Origin of the sequence: Serratia quinivorans, assembly GCF_946227985.1 — a bacterium.
GTDB lineage: Bacteria > Pseudomonadota > Gammaproteobacteria > Enterobacterales > Enterobacteriaceae > Serratia > Serratia quinivorans_A.
Map to the genome: position 1 here is coordinate 534,333 of NZ_CAMKGL010000002.1, position 17,600 is coordinate 551,932.

Below are 17,600 nucleotides of genomic sequence, written 5' to 3' on the forward strand. Positions count from 1 at the left end.
TTGGGCCTATGCAGGGGAAAACGATTGCGTAAAAAACGTTTTTTTTGCTTTTAATCAATTCCAATTGGTCAGGGGATACCGGATAATACGCCCCCGGTTTGCAACCGGGAAATCAGGAGAGTACATGTACTACCCCCTCATCAGAAAAGCGTTGTTCCAGCTCGATCCCGAGCGTGCGCATGAATTGACTTTTCAGCAGCTTCGCCGTGTCACCGGCACCCCGTTAGAATTCCTTATTCGTCAGTCTGTGCCGACCAAACCGGTAAGCTGCATGGGGCTCTCTTTTAAAAACCCATTGGGCTTGGCCGCCGGTCTGGATAAAGACGGCGAGTGTATCGATGCATTTGGCGCCATGGGCTTTGGTTTTGTCGAAGTCGGCACCGTAACGCCGCGCCCGCAGTCGGGCAACGACAAACCGCGTCTGTTCCGCATTGTCGAGGCCGAAGGCCTGATCAACCGCATGGGCTTTAATAACCAGGGCGTTGATAATCTGGTTGAAAACGTTAAGAAATCCCATTTCGGCGGCATTCTGGGGATTAATATCGGCAAGAATAAAGACACCCCGGTTGATCAGGGAAAAGACGATTATCTAATCTGCATGGATAAAGTTTATCCGTATGCCGGTTATATCGCGATTAACATTTCGTCACCTAATACCCCAGGATTACGATCCTTACAGTATGGCGAAGCCTTGGACGATCTTCTGGCCGCGATTAAAAATAAGCAGCAGGAATTGCATGAGCGCCATCACAAATATGTGCCGGTGGCAGTAAAGATCGCGCCGGATCTTTCTGAAGAAGAATTGATCCAAATAGCCGACAGCCTGGTGCGTCATAATATAGATGGCGTGATCGCGACCAATACCACGCTGGATCGTAAATTGATCCAGGGTCTGAATTATTGTGAGCAAATGGGGGGCCTGAGTGGTCGTCCGCTGCAGGCGAGCAGCACCGAAGTGATCCGTCGTTTGTCACTTGAGCTGCAAGGGCGCTTGCCGATTATCGGCGTTGGCGGAATTGATTCCCTGATGGCGGCGCGGGAAAAAATGGCGGCAGGGGCTTCACTGGTGCAAATTTATTCCGGGTTTATCTTCAAGGGTCCACGCCTGATAAAAGATATCGTTAACTACATCTAATATTTTTCCTTTCATTTTCCGCCGGGGGTTTATTTATTCCCCCGGCTCGTCTATATTTTGTCCACTAGCATAAATATCGTTCGCGGAATTATCCGATGTTTAAGCGACTTTAGTGGTGATAAAATCACCTTTTAGGGTAAATATTGCGTGGCATGGGCAGCGAGAAGGATAAGAGATGAAGATAAAACCTGACGATAATTGGCGTTGGTATTTTGACGCTGAACACGATCGGCTAATGCTGGATTTAGCCAATGGTATGATCTTTCGCTCGCGCTTCCCAGCCAAAATGTTAACCCCGGATGCCTTCGATGAATGCTCTTTCTGTGTCGATGACGCCGCGCTTTATTTTAATTACGAAGAGCAGTGCAAACAGATAAAGCTTAGCCATGAGCAGCGTGCTGAGCTGGTATTAAATGCCCTGGTGGCTTATCGCTTCCTGAAACCGCTGATGCCGAAGAGCTGGCATTTTTCTCAGCAGCATTATCCGTTGCAGCCGAAGAACGGCGAACTGGCGGCGGTGAAAGTGATGGAAAGCGGCATTGAAGCCCGACTGCTGGTGGTGGAAGCCGGCGATAACGCCAGCCTGTGCCTGCTGGCGCAAAATCAGCTTTCACTGGCCGGTCGCACCATGGTGCTGGGCGATGCCATCAAAGTGATGCACGATCGCCTTAAACCCTGCGCGCAAGATGAAGCCTCAGCCCCGGCTTACGACAGGGCGATGTAAGGCCATTACACCAGCGTCAAATCGCTTTTGGGAATACAGCTGCAGCAAAGAATGGTGCCATTGTTGGCCACCGCACTTTTCTTCAGCGGTGCCACTTCGCCATTGACCAAAGTAATACGACAACTTCCGCAAATTCCCGCGCGGCATGAATAAGGCACGCGGAGCCCCTGCTGTTCCAACTGCTCCAGTAATATCTGCTGATTGTTGCCGGTAAACACCGTTCCCGCGTAGTCAATAGTGACGCTCTGCGTACTGTCCTGCGGTGCCTGCACGCTTTCAACCACTTTACCTGCGCCATAAGGGCGTGGCGGCTTGGTGGATAACACTTCAACGGCATCGCCAACGCGGATAATGCCGCTATTGCGCGCCACCATATTCTGGCCAAAATCGACATCGCCATTATCGGCGGTGCGGAATTTCTGCAGGGTACTCAGCGGTTCACCACTCGGATGTTTACGCCCACGTTCGGTACTGACGGTGGTCAGCACGCAGCGGCTGCATGGCTTCACCAGGTCAAACATCACGTCACCGACACGGATCACCTGCCAGCCATCTTCTGCCCAGGCGCTGGCGCCAGTCACCACCAGGTTCGGACGAAACTGTTCCAGCTTGATGCTGCCGGGGCAGCGCTGTTGCAGGTCGTTGAACGAGGCTTCGTTAATTAACAGGTAGGGATAACCGTCGGCGAAAGACAGGGGGATTTCCGGGTGTTTTTTAACGCGTCGGGTCAGCTCCGGGCCGAGCCAACGCAATTGCACGTCACGCTGGAAATAGCCGCTCAGCCAGCTATTAATCGCCGGTGGTGCAATCAAGGCGGTGAAATGGTTGCCCCAGACTTCGGTCGGTTGCGCTTCGGCGGCGAAATCGCTAAAGCGGATGGCGGCACTTTCTCCGTCCGGTGCAGTCAGGAACAGGCCGTCTGCCAGCAGTGCCGGAGTGAATAGCACCATCTGCGGATATTGCCGCGCAGTAATAAAGGTGCCATCTGGCTCAGTGATCATAAAAGTACGATCGAAAGCCAGGCCACTACTGGAAACCTGGGCGTGAGAAAGCTGCAAACCCCGAAGCGATTTAACCGGATGAACGTAAAGTTTGGCTAGCGTAATCACCCTTGTCTCCGCGCGATTAGTAAATAGAAGGGAGCAACTTTATGACAAGCGGTCTGGATTAGCTATAATGCGCAACAATTTTCTTTTTGGTGATAAGTACGATATGAACTCTCTGTTTGCCAGCACGGCGCGTGGACTGGAAGAACTGTTAAAAAGCGAACTCGAAGCGCTGGGCGCTCACGCCTGTAAAGTCGTACAGGGTGGGGTACATTTTCAGGGTGACGATCGTCTTCTGTACCAAAGCTTGCTGTGGAGCCGTTTGGCCTCACGTATTTTGCTGCCGTTGAATGAATTCCGCGTACACAGCGATCTGGATTTGTACCTGGGCGTACAGGCGATCGACTGGACGAGCATTTTTGGTGTGGATAAAACTTTCGCCGTTCACTTCAGTGGCGTTAATGAAGAGATCCGCAACAGCCAATATGGCGCACTGAAGGTCAAGGACGCCATTGTCGACAGTTTTACCCGCAAAATTGAACAGCGCCCGACGGTGGCGAAGCAGCAGCCGGACATTCGCGTCAATGTGTTCCTGCAACGCGATATGGCCAGCGTAGCGCTTGATTTGAGCGGTGAAGGCCTGCACCAGCGTGGTTATCGTGATCTGACCGGACAGGCACCGCTGAAAGAAAGCCTGGCCGCGGCGATTGTACAGCGTTCCGGCTGGCAGCCGGGCACGCCGATGCTGGATCCAATGTGTGGTTCGGGCACCCTGCTGATCGAAGCGGCGATGATTGCTTCCGACCGCGCACCTGGCCTGCATCGTCAACACTGGGGCTTTACCGCCTGGAATGGTCACAACGTCGATCTGTGGCGTGAAGTGATCACCGAAGCGCAGGTGCGCGCCCGTCGTGGTCTGCAGGAAACCACCTCGCGTTTCTTCGGCTCTGATATCGATCGCCGGGTGATTGAAATGGCTCGCGGTAACGCCCGTCGTGCCGGCGTCGCCGAACTGATTACCTTTAACGTCAACGACGTAGCCAAACTGACCAACCCGCTGCCGGAAGGCCCGACGGGTACCGTAGTCTGCAACCCGCCGTACGGTGAACGTCTGGAAAGCGAACCGGCGTTGATTGCCTTGCATAATATGCTGGGGCGTATCATGAAAAGCGCGTTTGGTGGCTGGCAGTTGTCACTGTTCAGCGCCTCACCGGAGCTGTTGAGCTGCCTGCAACTGCGTGCCGAGCGCCAGTTCAAGGCAAAAAATGGTCCGTTGGACTGCGTGCAGAAAAATTACCAACTGGCAGAAAACCCGCAGGGTGCCGGCGGCGTGCAGGTGGCGGAAGATTTTGCCAACCGTCTGCGCAAAAACCTGAAGAAGCTCGACAAGTGGGCTAAACAGCAGGGCATTGAGTGCTACCGCCTGTACGATGCTGACCTGCCGGAATATAACGTGGCGGTGGATCGCTACGGCAGCAAAGTCGTGGTGCAGGAATATGCACCGCCGAAAACCATTGATGCGCAGAAGGCTCGTCAACGTCTGTTTGACGTGATCAACGCCACGTTGGCGGTGCTGGAATTGCCGTCCAACCAGTTGATTCTGAAAACTCGCGAGCGCCAGAAAGGCAAAAACCAGTACGAAAAGCTGGCGCAGAAAGGCGAATTCCTGCTGGTGGAAGAATTCAACGCCAAGCTGTGGGTTAACCTGACTGACTATCTTGATACCGGTCTGTTCCTCGACCACCGTATTGCCCGCCGCATGCTGGGTGAGATGAGCAAAGGCAAAGACTTCCTCAACCTGTTTGCCTATACCGGCACCGCCAGCGTGCATGCCGGGCTGGGTGGGGCGCGCAGCACCACTACCGTGGATATGTCGCGCACCTATCTGGAATGGGCGGAGAAAAACCTGCGGGTTAACGGCCTGACGGGTAAACAGCACAGATTGATCCATGCGGATTGCCTTTCATGGATGCAAAATGCCGACGAACAATTCGACGTGATCTTTATCGATCCGCCGACCTTCTCCAACTCCAAGCGGATGGAGAACACTTTTGACGTCCAGCGCGATCACCTGGCGCTGATGCAAGATTTGAAACGGTTGCTGCGTCGTAACGGAACCATCATGTTCTCGAACAACAAGCGCGGTTTCCAGATGGATATGGCCGGCCTGAGCGCATTGGGTCTGGAGGCGAAAGAAATTACCGCCCAGACACAGTCGCAGGACTTTGCCCGTAACCGTCAAATTCATAACTGCTGGCTGCTTACCCATGCCGGCGAAGGAAAATAATTACTATGTCGTTAATTAGCATGTCCGGTGCCTGGCTGTCCTTCAGCGATGCACCACTTTTAGACAACACCGAAATTCATATTGAAGACAACGAACGCGTTTGTCTGGTTGGGCGCAATGGCGCCGGTAAATCCACGCTGTTGAAGATCCTCGGTAAAGAAATTCCGCTGGATGACGGCCGGGTGATTTACGAGCAGGATCTGATTGTGGCCCGTCTGCAACAGGATCCTCCGCGCAATATCGGCGGTACGGTGTTTGATTTCGTGGCTGAAGGCGTCGCCGAGCAGGCGGAACACCTGAAAGCCTACCACGCGATTTCGCATCTGGTGGAAACCGACCCAAGCGAAAAAAACCTGACGCGCATGGCACAGATTATGGAGATCCTCGATCACCAGGGCCTGTGGCAACTCGACAGCCGCATCAGTGAAGTGCTGTTGCAGTTGGGCCTGAATGGGGATGCGGAACTTTCCTCGCTCTCCGGCGGCTGGCTACGTAAAGCGGCGCTGGGCCGTGCGTTGGTCAGCTCTCCGCGCGTACTGTTGCTCGATGAACCGACCAACCACCTGGACATTTCAACCATCGATTGGCTGGAAGGTTTCCTGAAAGAGTTCCAGGGCAGCATCGTGTTTATTTCCCACGACCGTTCCTTTATCCGCAATATGGCGACGCGCATTGTCGATCTCGATCGCGGCAAGTTGGTGTCCTGGCCGGGCAACTACGATTTATACCTGCTGAGCAAAGAAGAAGCGCTGCGGGTGGAAGAGCTGCAAAATGCCGAATTTGACCGCAAGCTGGCGCAGGAAGAAGTGTGGATCCGTCAGGGTATCAAGGCACGTCGTACTCGTAACGAAGGCCGCGTTCGTGCGCTGAAGGCGTTACGTAACGAGCGTTCCGAACGCCGTGAAGTGATGGGCACCGCCAAGATGCAGGTGGAAGAAGCGGTACGCTCCGGCAAAATCGTGTTTGAGATGGAAGACGTTAACTATCAGGTTGGCGGCAAAGTGCTGGTACGTAATTTCTCCGCCCAGGTACAGCGTGGCGACAAAATTGCGTTGGTCGGCCCGAACGGTTGCGGCAAAACTACGCTGCTGAAACTGATGCTCAGCCAGTTGAAAGCCGACAGCGGCCGCGTGCACTGCGGGACCAAGCTGGAAGTGGCCTACTTCGACCAGCACCGCGCGGATCTGGATCCGGAACGTACGGTAATGGACAACCTGGCGGAAGGTAAGCAGGAAGTGTTGGTCAACGGCCGTTCCCGTCACGTGCTGGGTTATCTGCAGGACTTCCTGTTTCATCCTAAACGCGCGATGACGCCGGTGAAAGCCTTGTCGGGCGGTGAGCGTAATCGTCTGTTGCTGGCCAAGCTGTTCCTGAAGCCTAGTAACTTATTGATCCTCGATGAACCTACCAACGACCTTGATGTTGAAACGCTGGAGTTGCTGGAAGAGCTGATCGACGGCTACCAGGGCACCGTGATGTTGGTCAGCCACGATCGTCAGTTCGTTGATAACTCGGTGACCGAATGCTGGATCTTTGAAGGCAACGGCGAGATCAGCACCTTCGTCGGCGGTTATTACGACGCGCATCATCAACGCGCGACGGCTAAACCGATCCGTCAGGTAACGGCTGAACAGAACAAGCCTGCGGCAGAAAAAAAGGCTGAACAACCAAAGAAAACAGCGGCTAAACTGAGCTATAACCTGTTACGTGAGCTGGAGCAGTTGCCACAACGTCTGGAACAGCTGGAAGCGGAAATTACTGCGCTGCAGGCGCAAATGAGCGATGCTGATTTCTTCACTCGCCCTCACAGCGAAACGCAACAGGTGCTGACGGCACTGGCCACGGCCGAAGGGACTCTGGAAGAGGCGTTCGCCCGCTGGGAAGAGCTGGAAGCGATGAAAAACGGCTAGTCGTTGAGAATACCGCCCGCGCGCTGCTGCGGGCGGTATTGCCGTACCGGTGAACAACGTTGTTAAGGAGGAATATGGTGTGTTCCCACGAGAATCACGAGCAGCACGGCCATGCAACGCACGCCAAACAGCAACAGGACAATCTGATGCTGTGCCCGCAGTGCGATATGCTGGTGGCATTGCCGCCGCTGGCATATGGTTCGAAAGCGGTATGCCCGCGATGCAAGACTACCCTCAGTTCCCGCTGGGAGGAACCGCGCAAGCGGCCGATCGGCTACGCCCTCAGCGCCTTGTTTATGTTGCTGCTGGCGAATATTTTCCCGTTTATCAATATGCGCGTTGCCGGCCTTGGTAACGAAATCAAGCTGATCCAAATCCCGCAGGTGATGGTGGCAGAAGACTATGCCAGCATGGCCACGCTGTTTATGGTGTTTGTTCAACTGATCCCGGCCTTTTGCATGGTGGCAATCATTGTACTGTGCGCCAAAGTACCTATCCCCACCGGTTTGAAAGAGTGGATGGCCAAAATGCTGTTCCAGTTTAAAACCTGGTGCATGGTGGAGATTTTCCTGGCCGGGGTACTGGTCAGCTTCGTGAAGCTGATGGCTTATGGTGATATCGGCGTCGGCAGCAGCTTTGTGCCGTACTGCCTGTTTTGCCTGCTACAGGTGCGCGCTTTCCAGTGTGTCGATCGCCGCTGGCTGTGGAATGACATTGAACCTGCACCGCGCCTTGATCGTCCTATGGAGGTCGGGCGTACCGGGCTGCGTCAGGGGCTGCGTTCCTGCCAGTGTTGTACTGCCATTTTACCGGCGGAACTGACCCAGTGTCCGCGTTGCCATTCCCGTGGCTATGTGCGTCGTCGGCACAGTCTGCAATGGACGTTGGCGCTGCTGCTTACCTCTATCTTGTTGTATATTCCAGCAAACCTGATGCCGATTATGGTTACCGAGGCATTGGGCAACAAGCTCACTTCTACTATCATGGCCGGGGTGATCCTGCTGTGGGGAGAAGGATCTTACCCAGTGGCGATGGTGATCTTCATCGCCAGTATTATGGTGCCTTCGCTAAAAATGTTGGCGATTGGCTGGCTGTGTTGGGACGCTAATGCTACCGGCAAGGGACGGGCCGATAGCGAGCGAATGCATCTGATTTATGAAGTGGTTGAATTTGTTGGCCGCTGGTCAATGATTGACGTGTTTGTGATTGCCGTGCTTTCGGCATTGGTACGGATGGGACAATTGATGAGCATTTATCCTGACATTGGCGCGCTGTTGTTCGCCATGGTGGTGATCCTCACTATGTTTGCAGCCATGACGTTTGATCCCCGGCTAACCTGGGATCGCGTAAACGAAACAATAAAAAAGGAGCCGCAAGGTGACGGAAAATAATCATAGCGTCGCGGACGTCGAGAAGATCAAGCGCTGGTCACCAGTGTGGATCATCCCGATTGTCACCGCACTGATCGGCGCCTGGATCCTGTTTTACCATTTCAGCCACCAGGGGCCGATGGTCACATTGGTCACTACCACCGCAGAAGGGCTGGAAGCGGGTAAAACCAAAATCAAAAGCCGTAGCGTTGACGTCGGGGTCGTGGAAACGGTGACCCTGAGCGAAGACTTGAGCAAGGTGCTGGTCGAGGCGCGCCTGAACACCGGCATGGAGAAGCTGTTGCGTCAGGACTCAGCCTTCTGGGTAGTGAAGCCGCAGATTGGCCGTGGGGGCGTTTCCGGTTTGGGTACGCTGCTTTCCGGCGCCTATATAGAACTGCAGCCGGGCAACAAAGGCAAAGCAGGCAAGGGCGACTACAAACTGTTGGATGCACCGCCACTGGCCTCTCCGGACGCTAAAGGGCTACGCATTGTGCTGGACAGTGAAAAGTCCGGCCAGTTGAATGCCGGCGATCCGGTGCTGTTCCGCGGTTACCGCGTCGGTTCGGTGGAAACCAGCTATTTTGATCCCAAGATGCGTGCGATGCGTTATCAGTTGTTTATCTCGGCGCCTTACGACCAGCTAGTGACCAGCAACATTCGATTCTGGAAAGACAGCGGTGTGGCATTCGACATGTCGGCGCAGGGAATGCGGGTGGAAATGGGCTCGTTGGCGACCTTGTTCAGCGGCGGCGTCAGCTTTGACGTGCCGGACGGCTGGGATCGCGGTGAACTGGCGAAGCCAAAAGCGGAGTATCACCTGTTCGACAACCAGCGCAGCATTCAGGATTCGCTGTATACCGTACACCAGGATTACCTGATGTTCTTCTCCGATTCTATTCGCGGTCTGCAGCCTGGTGCGCCGGTGGAATTCCGTGGTATCCGTCTGGGTACGGTATCGCAGGTACCTTTCTACAAAGAAGGTATGGCGCAGCGTTTGGACAATGACTACCGTATTCCGGTGCTGATCCGCATTGAACCCGATCGCTTCCAGAAGCAGTTGGGTGGCAACTTCGACTTTGAGAGTCATTTGAAAGATGCCGAATCACGTGGCATGCGTGCCTCTTTGAAATCTGCCAATTTGCTAACGGGTTCGCTGTATATCGATCTGGATTTCTATCCGCATGAGAAGCCTTACAAAGGGCCACGTGAGTTGTTTGGTTATCGACTGATGCCAACCACCAGCGGTGGCCTGGCGCAGATCCAGCAAAAACTGATGCAGACGCTGGATAAAATCAACTCAATGCCGCTGAATCCGATGATTAATGAAGCGACCAAAACCCTGGCGGAAAGTCAGAAAACCATGCAGACGACGCAGAAAACCATGCAGTCGCTGAATGATATTATCGCCAGCAGAGAGATGAAGGCACTGCCACAGGATATGCAGAAAACCTTGCAGGAACTGAACCGTAGCATGAAAGGGTTCCAGCCAGGCTCTCCGGCCTACAACAAGATGGTTGGCGATATGCAACGTCTTGATCAGGTGCTGCGTGAGCTGCAGCCGGTGCTGCGCACCCTGAACGAAAAGAGCAACGCGCTGGTATTTGAAGCCGCGGGCAGTAACGATCCTCAGCCGAAGAAGGCCAATAAATGATGAAATGGATCCCGGTAGCCTTGGCGCTGTTACTCAGCGCCTGTAGCAGTACTCCACAGAAGACCTACTATCAATTGCCGGCGTTGGGCTCGCCGGCACAGGTCAGCGGTAGCGCGACGTCGCGTCAGCTTTGGCTGGAGCACGTTAGCGTGGCGGACTATCTGGCGCAGAGCGGCGTGGTTTACCAGACCAATGACGTGCAGTATGTGATTGCCCAGAACAACCTGTGGGCCAGCCCGCTGGATCAGCAGTTGCAGCAGACGCTGGTCACTAACCTGAGCAGCGCGCTGCCGGGTTGGGTGGTGTCCTCGCAGCCGATGAGCAGCGAGCAGGATGTGCTCAACGTTACCATCAGTGGTTTCCACGGCCGCTTTGACGGCAAGGCGATCATTCGCGGCGAGTGGGTGCTGAACCATCAGGGCAATCTGACCAAACGTCCATTCAACCTGGAGCTTAAACAGGGTGAAGACGGCTACGATGCGTTGGTGCGGACATTGGCTCAGGGCTGGCAACAAGAAGCTCAGGATATTGCTGCGCAAGCCGGTCGTTTTTAGAAATAATTTGTACTAAATCGGTCTAACCCCTTGCGGCGAGAGATATTGGAATTTCTCGTCGCAAGGGGTTTTTTATTTATTTCAATAAGTTAGCTTCTTCTCTATCTATCAGCCACTTAGCAAATTCTGCGTGCGTAGCTCACAAATATGACATTGGCGTGAATTTTGCGCATTGATCTTCGCTCCATTTAGCGCTATTGCTTAAACGTGGCTGCACAAAAAGCAGCCATTGTTTTCTTTCCACCAGACCAAAAAATGAGGGAAACGAGGCATGAAGAGACAGAAACGCGATCGTCTGGAAAGGGCGCATTCGAGAGGTTATCAGGCAGGTATTTTAGGGCGTACCAGGGAACATTGTCCCTATCAATCATCAGTGGACGCCCGGTCTCAGTGGTTGGGAGGTTGGCGAGAAGCCATGGAAGTCAGGGCTGTGACCGCTTAAGCGGCTCCCTGTCAAATAAAGGAACAACCTCCGCCCAGCGCGGAGGTTTTTGTTTCAGGCAATATTACCCCTGCCAGCGTTTCAGCAAAATACTCGCATTCACACCACCAAAACCAAAGCCGTTTGACAGTGCATAGCTTATGGACATGGGTTGCGCTTTGTTCGCAACCAGGTGCAGCCCCTCGGCTGCCGGATCCGGACTTTCCAAATTCAGCGTGGCCGGTGCAATCTGATCGCGCAGCGCCAGTGCAGTAAAGATGGTTTCCAGCCCGCCAGCGGCACCGAGCAGATGACCGGTTGCTGATTTGGTTGAGGTGACCGCTACGCTGCCATGAGTACCGAACAGATGTTTGATGGCATTAATCTCTCCCAAATCACCCACCGGTGTGGATGTCGCATGCGCGTTCAGGTGTTGAACCTGCTCTGGCGCTACGCCAGCCTGTTTGAGGGCAATTTTCATGGCACGATAGGCACCGTCACCATCCTCGGCGCCAGAGGTCATATGGTAGGCATCTGCGCTGGTGCCGTAACCGACAATTTCAGCCAGCGGTGTTGCACCACGGGCCAGTGCATGCTCCAGTGTCTCAATCACCAGCATGCCGGCACCTTCACCCATAACAAAACCGTTGCGTGCGCTGTCAAAAGGTCGTGAGGCTGTTGCAGCGGCGTCTGCAGGCGTTGTGGACATGGCTCGCGCTGCCGCAAATCCCCCCAGACTGACGGTGTCGATAGCCGCTTCCGTACCGCCACACAGTGCGATATCCGCTTCATCGTTACGAATCATGCGCACGGCATCGCCAATGGCTTGTACCCCTGCGGCACAGGCCGTCACGGGGGCGCCAATCGGGCCCTTGAACTGATGCTTAATCGATACATGACCGGCGGCCAGATTAACCAGGAACGAAGGGATGGTGAAAGGTGACAGGCGTTTGGCACCGCGGCTGTCGGTGGTGCGTACCGCCTGGGCGATAGCCGGGAAACCGCCAATGCCGGAAGCGATCACGGTTGCGGTGCGTTCCTGCTTATTTTCGGTGTCTGCTACCCAGCCTGCCTGGCGGATAGCCTCATCGGCCGCTGCCATAGCGAGCAGAATAAAGCGGTCCATTTTCTTCTGGTCCTTTGGCGCAACCGAAAGGTCGGGATCGAAGCCCGCTTCGGGATCCTGCTCCAAAGTGGGTACCTGACCCCCGATTTTCACCTGCAGGTCGGCGACGATCTCTTCTGGCAGCGGACGAATGCCGGACTGGCCGTTCAGCAGACGCTGCCAGATAGCCTCTACGCCGCATCCCAGTGGCGAAACGGCGCCCATGCCGGTAATGACTATACGACGAGTGTTCATAGTGACTCCTTGGATGGTTCAGGGGGGAATGCAGAAAGGTTCTGCAGCATCAGGGCTGCGCGTTGACGTATGCCATCGGTCGCTGTCGGCCCTGGCGCTAAAGTAATATTATGCAGCGCAATTGGCTGCTGAGTAATGCTGTCGATCAACTGCACGCGTATAGGTTGCCCGGTACGACGATCGACCAGTTCGGCACTGATGCCGTCATCGGCCAGGTGAGTATTCCCCCAGTGAAACAGGGCTGCAAGCACCGGGAAAAAATCTTTGCCGCGCTCAGTGAGCAAGTACTGGTAGCGTGCCGGTCGTGTTTGATAGCGCTGTTTATGCAGGATGCCGCTTTCCACCAGATACTTCAGGCGACGGGTCAATATGGTGGGCGAAAGCCCAAGGCTCTGTTGGAACTCATCAAATCTGGATAAACCATGAAACGCATCGCGAAGTATCAGGATGCTCCACCATTCTCCGACGCGGTCCAGTGAACGAGCTACCGGGCATGGCATGTTATCAAAACGAGTTTTTTGCATGGCATACCTCCTGGTTACTACAATTATTGTAGTTACTGTTTAGCCGCTATGGACGCAACGATTAAAAGATTACTAAGGAAAATAAACGGCGGCCGGGAAGGCCGCCGTCATTGCGGTTAGAACGCCGCAGTGTCCTTGAACAGGCCCACTTTCAGATCGCTGGCAGTGTAAATGACCTGACCGTCGACCAGGACTTCACCATCAGCCACACCCATAATCAGTTTACGGATGATCACACGCTTGAAGTTAATACGGTAGGTGACTTTCTTCGCGGTTGGCAGAACCTGGCCGGTGAATTTAACTTCACCCACGCCCAGAGCGCGACCTTTACCTTCGCCACCCAACCAGCCGAGGTAGAAACCAACCAACTGCCACATGGCATCCAGACCCAGGCAGCCTGGCATCACCGGATCGCCGATAAAGTGGCAACCAAAGAACCATAGGTCCGGATTAATATCCAGTTCCGCTTCCACATAACCCTTGTTGTAGGTACCGCCGTCTTCGGTCATTTTGACCACGCGGTCCATCATCAACATGTTACCTGCCGGCAACGGTGGGCCACCAGCGCCAAACAGCTCGCCACGGCCGGATGCTTCGAGGTCTTCTTTCGTATAGGAGTCGCGTTTTTCTACCATGTTCTCAGTAAACCTTATTTTAATGAAGGGCGCAGATTAGCTTACACGTGTACGCTGAACAAGTCCGATCAGCCGTGGTTGAACCAGTTGAGCCAACGAAGCGGCCATGGCCAGCGCCGGCGTTCCTGCGGATTCACCTGTGCTATCCGTTCCTGAATGGCCGCTAACAAGTTCGGTTGCTGTTCATCAGAGTAGGGGTAACCAGTGAGTAATGGCAAGGCTTCCGCAGCGCTGTTGACGGCCCACAGATGGAACTGCCCTTCGCGCACCGCATCAACCACGTCCTGATGCAGACACAGGTGGCGCACATTGGTGGCGGGCAGGATAATACCCTGTTTGCCGGTCAAACCACGACGTTGGCAAACTTCAAAAAAGCCTTCGATTTTTTCGTTAACGCCGCCAATCGGCTGCACATTACCGAATTGGTCGACAGAACCCGTTACCGCAATTTGCTGGGTAATTGGCTGCAGCGACAGTGCGCTGATGAGCGCGCACAGCTCAGCCAATGAGGCGCTGTCACCGTCCACTTCGCCATAAGATTGTTCAAACACGATCGAAGCAGAGAAGGGCAGCGGTTGGTCCAGCTCCAGTTCGGAAATCAGGAACGCCTGCATAATCATCATGCCCTTGGCATGCAGATTACCGCCAAGCTCGGCCTTGCGCTCAACGTCGGTGAATTCGCCATCCCCAAGATGCACGACACAGCTGATACGGGAGGGTTCGCCGAAGCTGCGCGGATGGCCAGGGTATTCCAACACCGACAAACCGTTGATCTGACCGACGACTTCGCCTTCGGTTTCAATCAGGATTTGGCCCAGTTCAATTTCATCCTGCATCCGTTCGGCAAGATAACTTTCACGCCACTCGCGTGCGTTCAGCGCGGCTTCAAATGCTTTGGCAGTGATGCTTTCTTCTTCGACGTACAGTGCGGCTTCGGAAAGTTGTTGGCCGAGCCACAGTGGGGACAGTGGCAGGTTGCCCTGATCACCACTGTGACGTACTGCCTGTATCATCAGCGGGTACCAGGCATCGGCTGCCAGCGGCGGCAGTTGCTGCTCTTCGATGAGGCTATTGACGTAGCCACACCATTGCACCATGTCATCGATTTCGGTGAGTTGCAGGTCTTCTTCGTATTCACCGTAGACTGACTGCTCACTCAGCTCCGGTTCAATATCATGGAAATCGGCAAGGCCATGACGGTCACCCACGACGATCAGTCGCAATTCCAGCGGCATGGCTGGAATGGTGATCGGCAATGGGCGTGTCTCATCCGGGGAAACCCAGTGGAACTGACGTTGGGTAATCATCTGCTTCAAACGCAGCCACAGCAGTGGCTGAGCCAGCAGAGAACGCGCAGACAGGATCAGTACACCACCGTTGGCCTCATGCACCAGGCCGGGCTGCAGGTTGATTTCACCATTGTGGATCCGGACGCAACCAAACAGCTGTTCAGGTTCAACCCACTCTTGAAACACGCAGGCACCACCGGCGGCAAAGGGTTCATCACCTTGGCTGGCGGGTTCTACGCTGACCTTGCTGCCCTGGATCACATAGTGACTGCCCTTGAACGCAGTGTTCTGCGGCTGCAGTTGTTCAACTGCTTGGGCGATCAGCGCCAGATACTCACGCGTTTCTTGCGCTTTCAACAACATGAAACGCGGTGGCGACTGTGGATGGCAAAACAGCGTCAGTGCGTTTTCCAGCCGAGGCTGAATAGAGGCAAAGGACACGGGGGCCAACTGCGCGGCGGTATCAAATATCGCTTGATAAGGCGTAACGTCCGGCAACAGTGATTGCCATTCAAGTCGGTTATTGGTCAAAGTGTTAGATGCAATCGTCAAAAAGGGAAAGGGCGATTATACAAGAATAACGGCAGCTTGATAGATGCAGAGTCACAGTTGATGTCAGGGAGTTTGACATCGAGCGATGACTGTGCAAAAAACAGTCTAAAACGAGGTGTAATTGCCGGGGAAATTCGGCGTAAAGCTGTTATGCTTAATAAAGTTACGCGGTCACTGAAGAGCTCACGATGAAATATCAGCAACTGGAAAATCTGGAGAGCGGTTGGAAATGGAAGTACCTGGTGAAAAAGCACCGGGAAGGGGAAGCTATTACCCGCCACATTGAAAACAGCGTTGCTCAGGAAGCCATTGACGAGCTGCTGAAGCTGGAAAATGAGCCGGTAAAAGTGCTGACGTGGATTGGTCACCATATGAATCCGGAACTGGATAACCGGATGAAGCAAACTATCCGCGCACGGCGTAAACGTCATTTTAACGCAGAACACCAGCATACGCGTAAAAAATCTATCGATTTGGAATTTCTGGTTTGGCAGCGTTTGGCCGCGCTTGCCCGTCGCCGTGGGGTGACTCTATCAGAAACAGTGGTGCAGTTGATCGAAGACGCGGAACGTAAAGAGAAGTACGCCAGCCAGATGTCATCATTGAAGCAGGATTTAAAAGCTATTCTCGGTAAAGACAAAGAGTAAACCCACTAGCCTAGCCAGCCAGTTCCCATAACGGAAAGGGTTCTTGGTGCCAATACCACTTAATTTAGCCGAAAAAAAACCCCGCATTGCGGGGTTTTTTACTAAGAGTCGTAGCTTAGCCTTGTGGCTGAGTTACAACGTCTTTGATACCTTTAACTTCGATCTCTACGCGACGATCTGGTGCCAGGCAATCGATCTGTGCTTTGGTAGCACGGCCAGATTTGTAGCCACAGGTGTTGCCAGTGACGGAATCAGCTTCGCCCATACCACGTGCAGAGATTTTGTCTGAAGGAATACCTTTAGATACCAGGTAATCAACAACGCTTTGAGCGCGTTTTTCAGACAGTTTCTGGTTGTACTGGTCAGAACCAACGGCGTCGGTGTAACCCAGAACTACAACAGAACCATCTTTAGGATCCATGGAGCTCAGCTGAGTGTACAGCTGGTCCAGAGCCTGTTGACCTTGTGGTTTCAGAGTAGACTTGTTGAAGTTGAACAGCACGTCAGACTTCAGAGTGAAACGCTTGGTTTCAACAACTGGAGCCGGAGCTGGAGCTGGTGCTGGAGCAACAACATCATCTTGACCGAAACGGTAAGAAACACCCAGGCTCAGCATGGTGTTGTCTGGACGTGCGCCGACAGTACCTGCATCACCGATGTTGCTAACGAATTGGTAGTCCAGGCGAGTAGCCCAGTTTTTGGTCAGTGCGTATTCAACACCAACTGCTGCCAAAGGAGAAACGCCGGTGTCGTGGTCGCTCAGACGAGTGCCGTTACCGTAGTTAGCTTTGGAATCTGCACGCCATACCATGCCGCCCAGACGAGTGTAGATGTCCAGATCGTCCATGATTGGGTAGCTCAGTTTAGCGGCCAGTTGAACGCCCTGCGCTTTGAAAGCACCGTTGTTCACGCTGCCTTTGTAAGGCATACGGCCAAGCCAGTCATAGCCCAGCTCGAAGCCCAGGTATTGGTTCGCCTGGTAACCCAGGAACGCGCCAGCACCCAGTTGATCTTTATGGGTCGGGCCATTGCCGATACCATTCTGGTAACCGTTGCCGTAGAAACCAGTGTCATGGTACTGGGACCAGCCCAGTTTAGCACCAGTGTACCAGGTATTATCTTTTGGGGCGGCTTGCGCTACGGTAGCGAAACCAGCCAGTGCCACTGCTAATGCGATAGCTGTCTTTTTCATTTTGCGCCTCGTTATCATCCAAATAGGCAATGAGCTTTAAAGCTGTTTTAAGCCCTTGGTTAAATTCCTTCGCCAAGGTTTGAGCCCTCGTTTGTTACTCTGCCAGTTTATCTGGCGTTATAGAGCAACCTTGGCGATGTAAAGTCTACAACGTGGCGCGAAAGTTACAAGTGTGATGTGATAAAGCTCTAAAAAAAAACGCAGAAATATACATGTTTACTAACATTCACCGGCAAAAAAACGCGCATTTTAACCTTGGTTTTGGGACGCGGAACCGCAGCCACACTCGCTTTGTCCCTG

Annotated in this window: 15 protein-coding genes; 9 read left to right on the forward strand and 6 right to left on the reverse strand. The window is 53.8% G+C overall.

What is annotated here, in order from left to right; genetic code table 11:
• Positions 1–124 precede the first annotated feature (124 nt).
• Both pyrD and OCH02_RS11040 read left to right on the forward strand, forming a co-directional pair.
• Positions 125–1,135 (forward strand): quinone-dependent dihydroorotate dehydrogenase, encoded by a 1,011-nt coding sequence (pyrD, locus tag OCH02_RS11035; RefSeq protein WP_261431255.1) that lies wholly within the window; start codon positions 125–127, stop codon positions 1,133–1,135.
• A gap of 175 nt (positions 1,136–1,310) precedes the next feature.
• A complete protein-coding gene (locus OCH02_RS11040; protein WP_012006168.1) occupies positions 1,311–1,859 on the forward strand; it encodes a cell division protein ZapC in 549 nt (182 codons plus the stop codon).
• A gap of 5 nt (positions 1,860–1,864) precedes the next feature.
• On the opposite strand, the gene OCH02_RS11045 is transcribed toward OCH02_RS11040, so the two are convergent.
• The gene (locus tag OCH02_RS11045; RefSeq protein WP_261431257.1) at positions 1,865–2,968 is read right to left on the reverse strand and encodes a YcbX family protein; all 1,104 of its coding nucleotides are present in this window, start codon (positions 2,966–2,968) and stop codon (positions 1,865–1,867) included.
• 103 nt (positions 2,969–3,071) lie between these two features.
• Between OCH02_RS11045 and rlmKL the strand changes: the two genes are divergently transcribed.
• The 6 genes from rlmKL to rmf all read left to right on the forward strand — a co-directional run bounded on the left by rlmKL (position 3,072) and on the right by rmf (position 11,122).
• Positions 3,072–5,192 (forward strand): bifunctional 23S rRNA (guanine(2069)-N(7))-methyltransferase RlmK/23S rRNA (guanine(2445)-N(2))-methyltransferase RlmL, encoded by a 2,121-nt coding sequence (gene rlmKL, locus OCH02_RS11050; protein WP_261277107.1) that lies wholly within the window; start codon positions 3,072–3,074, stop codon positions 5,190–5,192.
• 5 nt (positions 5,193–5,197) lie between these two features.
• The gene (locus OCH02_RS11055) at positions 5,198–7,102 is read left to right on the forward strand and encodes an ABC transporter ATP-binding protein (RefSeq protein WP_261431258.1); all 1,905 of its coding nucleotides are present in this window, start codon (positions 5,198–5,200) and stop codon (positions 7,100–7,102) included.
• A 77-nt stretch (positions 7,103–7,179) separates the two neighbouring features.
• Positions 7,180–8,493: a membrane integrity-associated transporter subunit PqiA gene (gene pqiA / locus OCH02_RS11060; RefSeq protein ID WP_410001252.1), complete on the forward strand. Its 1,314-nt coding sequence runs from the start codon at positions 7,180–7,182 to the stop codon at positions 8,491–8,493.
• A complete protein-coding gene (pqiB, locus tag OCH02_RS11065) occupies positions 8,480–10,126 on the forward strand; it encodes an intermembrane transport protein PqiB (protein WP_261431260.1) in 1,647 nt (548 codons plus the stop codon). Before pqiA ends, pqiB begins: the two co-directional genes overlap by 14 nt.
• A complete protein-coding gene (gene pqiC / locus OCH02_RS11070; RefSeq protein WP_261431261.1) occupies positions 10,123–10,680 on the forward strand; it encodes a membrane integrity-associated transporter subunit PqiC in 558 nt (185 codons plus the stop codon). The genes pqiB and pqiC overlap by 4 nt, the downstream gene beginning before the upstream one ends.
• Positions 10,681–10,951: 271 nt before the next feature.
• Complete coding sequence (rmf, locus tag OCH02_RS11075) at positions 10,952–11,122, forward strand: ribosome modulation factor (RefSeq protein ID WP_261107102.1); 171 nt, start codon at positions 10,952–10,954, stop codon at positions 11,120–11,122.
• A gap of 64 nt (positions 11,123–11,186) precedes the next feature.
• Here rmf and fabF read toward each other — a convergent pair whose 3' ends face one another.
• From fabF to OCH02_RS11095, 4 genes are all read right to left on the reverse strand, one after another.
• The gene (fabF, locus tag OCH02_RS11080; protein WP_261431262.1) at positions 11,187–12,461 is read right to left on the reverse strand and encodes a beta-ketoacyl-ACP synthase II; all 1,275 of its coding nucleotides are present in this window, start codon (positions 12,459–12,461) and stop codon (positions 11,187–11,189) included.
• Complete coding sequence (locus OCH02_RS11085) at positions 12,458–12,985, reverse strand: winged helix-turn-helix transcriptional regulator (protein WP_261431263.1); 528 nt, start codon at positions 12,983–12,985, stop codon at positions 12,458–12,460. Before OCH02_RS11085 ends, fabF begins: the two co-directional genes overlap by 4 nt.
• A 116-nt stretch (positions 12,986–13,101) precedes the next feature.
• Positions 13,102–13,620, reverse strand: coding sequence for a bifunctional 3-hydroxydecanoyl-ACP dehydratase/trans-2-decenoyl-ACP isomerase (gene fabA / locus OCH02_RS11090; RefSeq protein WP_037419266.1), 519 nt, complete (start codon positions 13,618–13,620; stop codon positions 13,102–13,104).
• Positions 13,621–13,688: 68 nt separating this feature from the next.
• Entirely contained in the window at positions 13,689–15,440 is a 1,752-nt protein-coding gene (locus OCH02_RS11095) for a Lon protease family protein (RefSeq protein WP_261431264.1), read from the reverse strand.
• 209 nt (positions 15,441–15,649) lie between these two features.
• Between OCH02_RS11095 and matP the strand changes: the two genes are divergently transcribed.
• Complete coding sequence (matP, locus tag OCH02_RS11100; RefSeq protein ID WP_135316038.1) at positions 15,650–16,108, forward strand: macrodomain Ter protein MatP; 459 nt, start codon at positions 15,650–15,652, stop codon at positions 16,106–16,108.
• A 115-nt stretch (positions 16,109–16,223) separates the two neighbouring features.
• Here matP and ompA read toward each other — a convergent pair whose 3' ends face one another.
• Complete coding sequence (gene ompA / locus OCH02_RS11105; protein ID WP_261431266.1) at positions 16,224–17,300, reverse strand: porin OmpA; 1,077 nt, start codon at positions 17,298–17,300, stop codon at positions 16,224–16,226.
• Between the last annotated feature and the right edge of the window lie 300 nt (positions 17,301–17,600).

Excerpts from the sequence above, each read along its gene's own strand:
- pyrD (WP_261431255.1), top strand. The coding sequence starts at position 125 with ATGTACTACCCCCTCATCAGAAAAGCGTTGTTCCAGCTCGATCCCGAG.
- pqiC (WP_261431261.1), top strand. The coding sequence starts at position 10,123 with ATGATGAAATGGATCCCGGTAGCCTTGGCGCTGTTACTCAGCGCCTGT.
- rmf (WP_261107102.1), top strand. The coding sequence starts at position 10,952 with ATGAAGAGACAGAAACGCGATCGTCTGGAAAGGGCGCATTCGAGAGGT.
- OCH02_RS11085 (WP_261431263.1), bottom strand. The coding sequence starts at position 12,985 with ATGCAAAAAACTCGTTTTGATAACATGCCATGCCCGGTAGCTCGTTCA.
- OCH02_RS11055 (WP_261431258.1), top strand. The coding sequence starts at position 5,198 with ATGTCGTTAATTAGCATGTCCGGTGCCTGGCTGTCCTTCAGCGATGCA.
- ompA (WP_261431266.1), bottom strand. The coding sequence starts at position 17,300 with ATGAAAAAGACAGCTATCGCATTAGCAGTGGCACTGGCTGGTTTCGCT.
- rlmKL (WP_261277107.1), top strand. The coding sequence starts at position 3,072 with ATGAACTCTCTGTTTGCCAGCACGGCGCGTGGACTGGAAGAACTGTTA.
- OCH02_RS11040 (WP_012006168.1), top strand. The coding sequence starts at position 1,311 with ATGAAGATAAAACCTGACGATAATTGGCGTTGGTATTTTGACGCTGAA.
- fabF (WP_261431262.1), bottom strand. The coding sequence starts at position 12,461 with ATGAACACTCGTCGTATAGTCATTACCGGCATGGGCGCCGTTTCGCCA.
- matP (WP_135316038.1), top strand. The coding sequence starts at position 15,650 with ATGAAATATCAGCAACTGGAAAATCTGGAGAGCGGTTGGAAATGGAAG.
- fabA (WP_037419266.1), bottom strand. The coding sequence starts at position 13,620 with ATGGTAGAAAAACGCGACTCCTATACGAAAGAAGACCTCGAAGCATCC.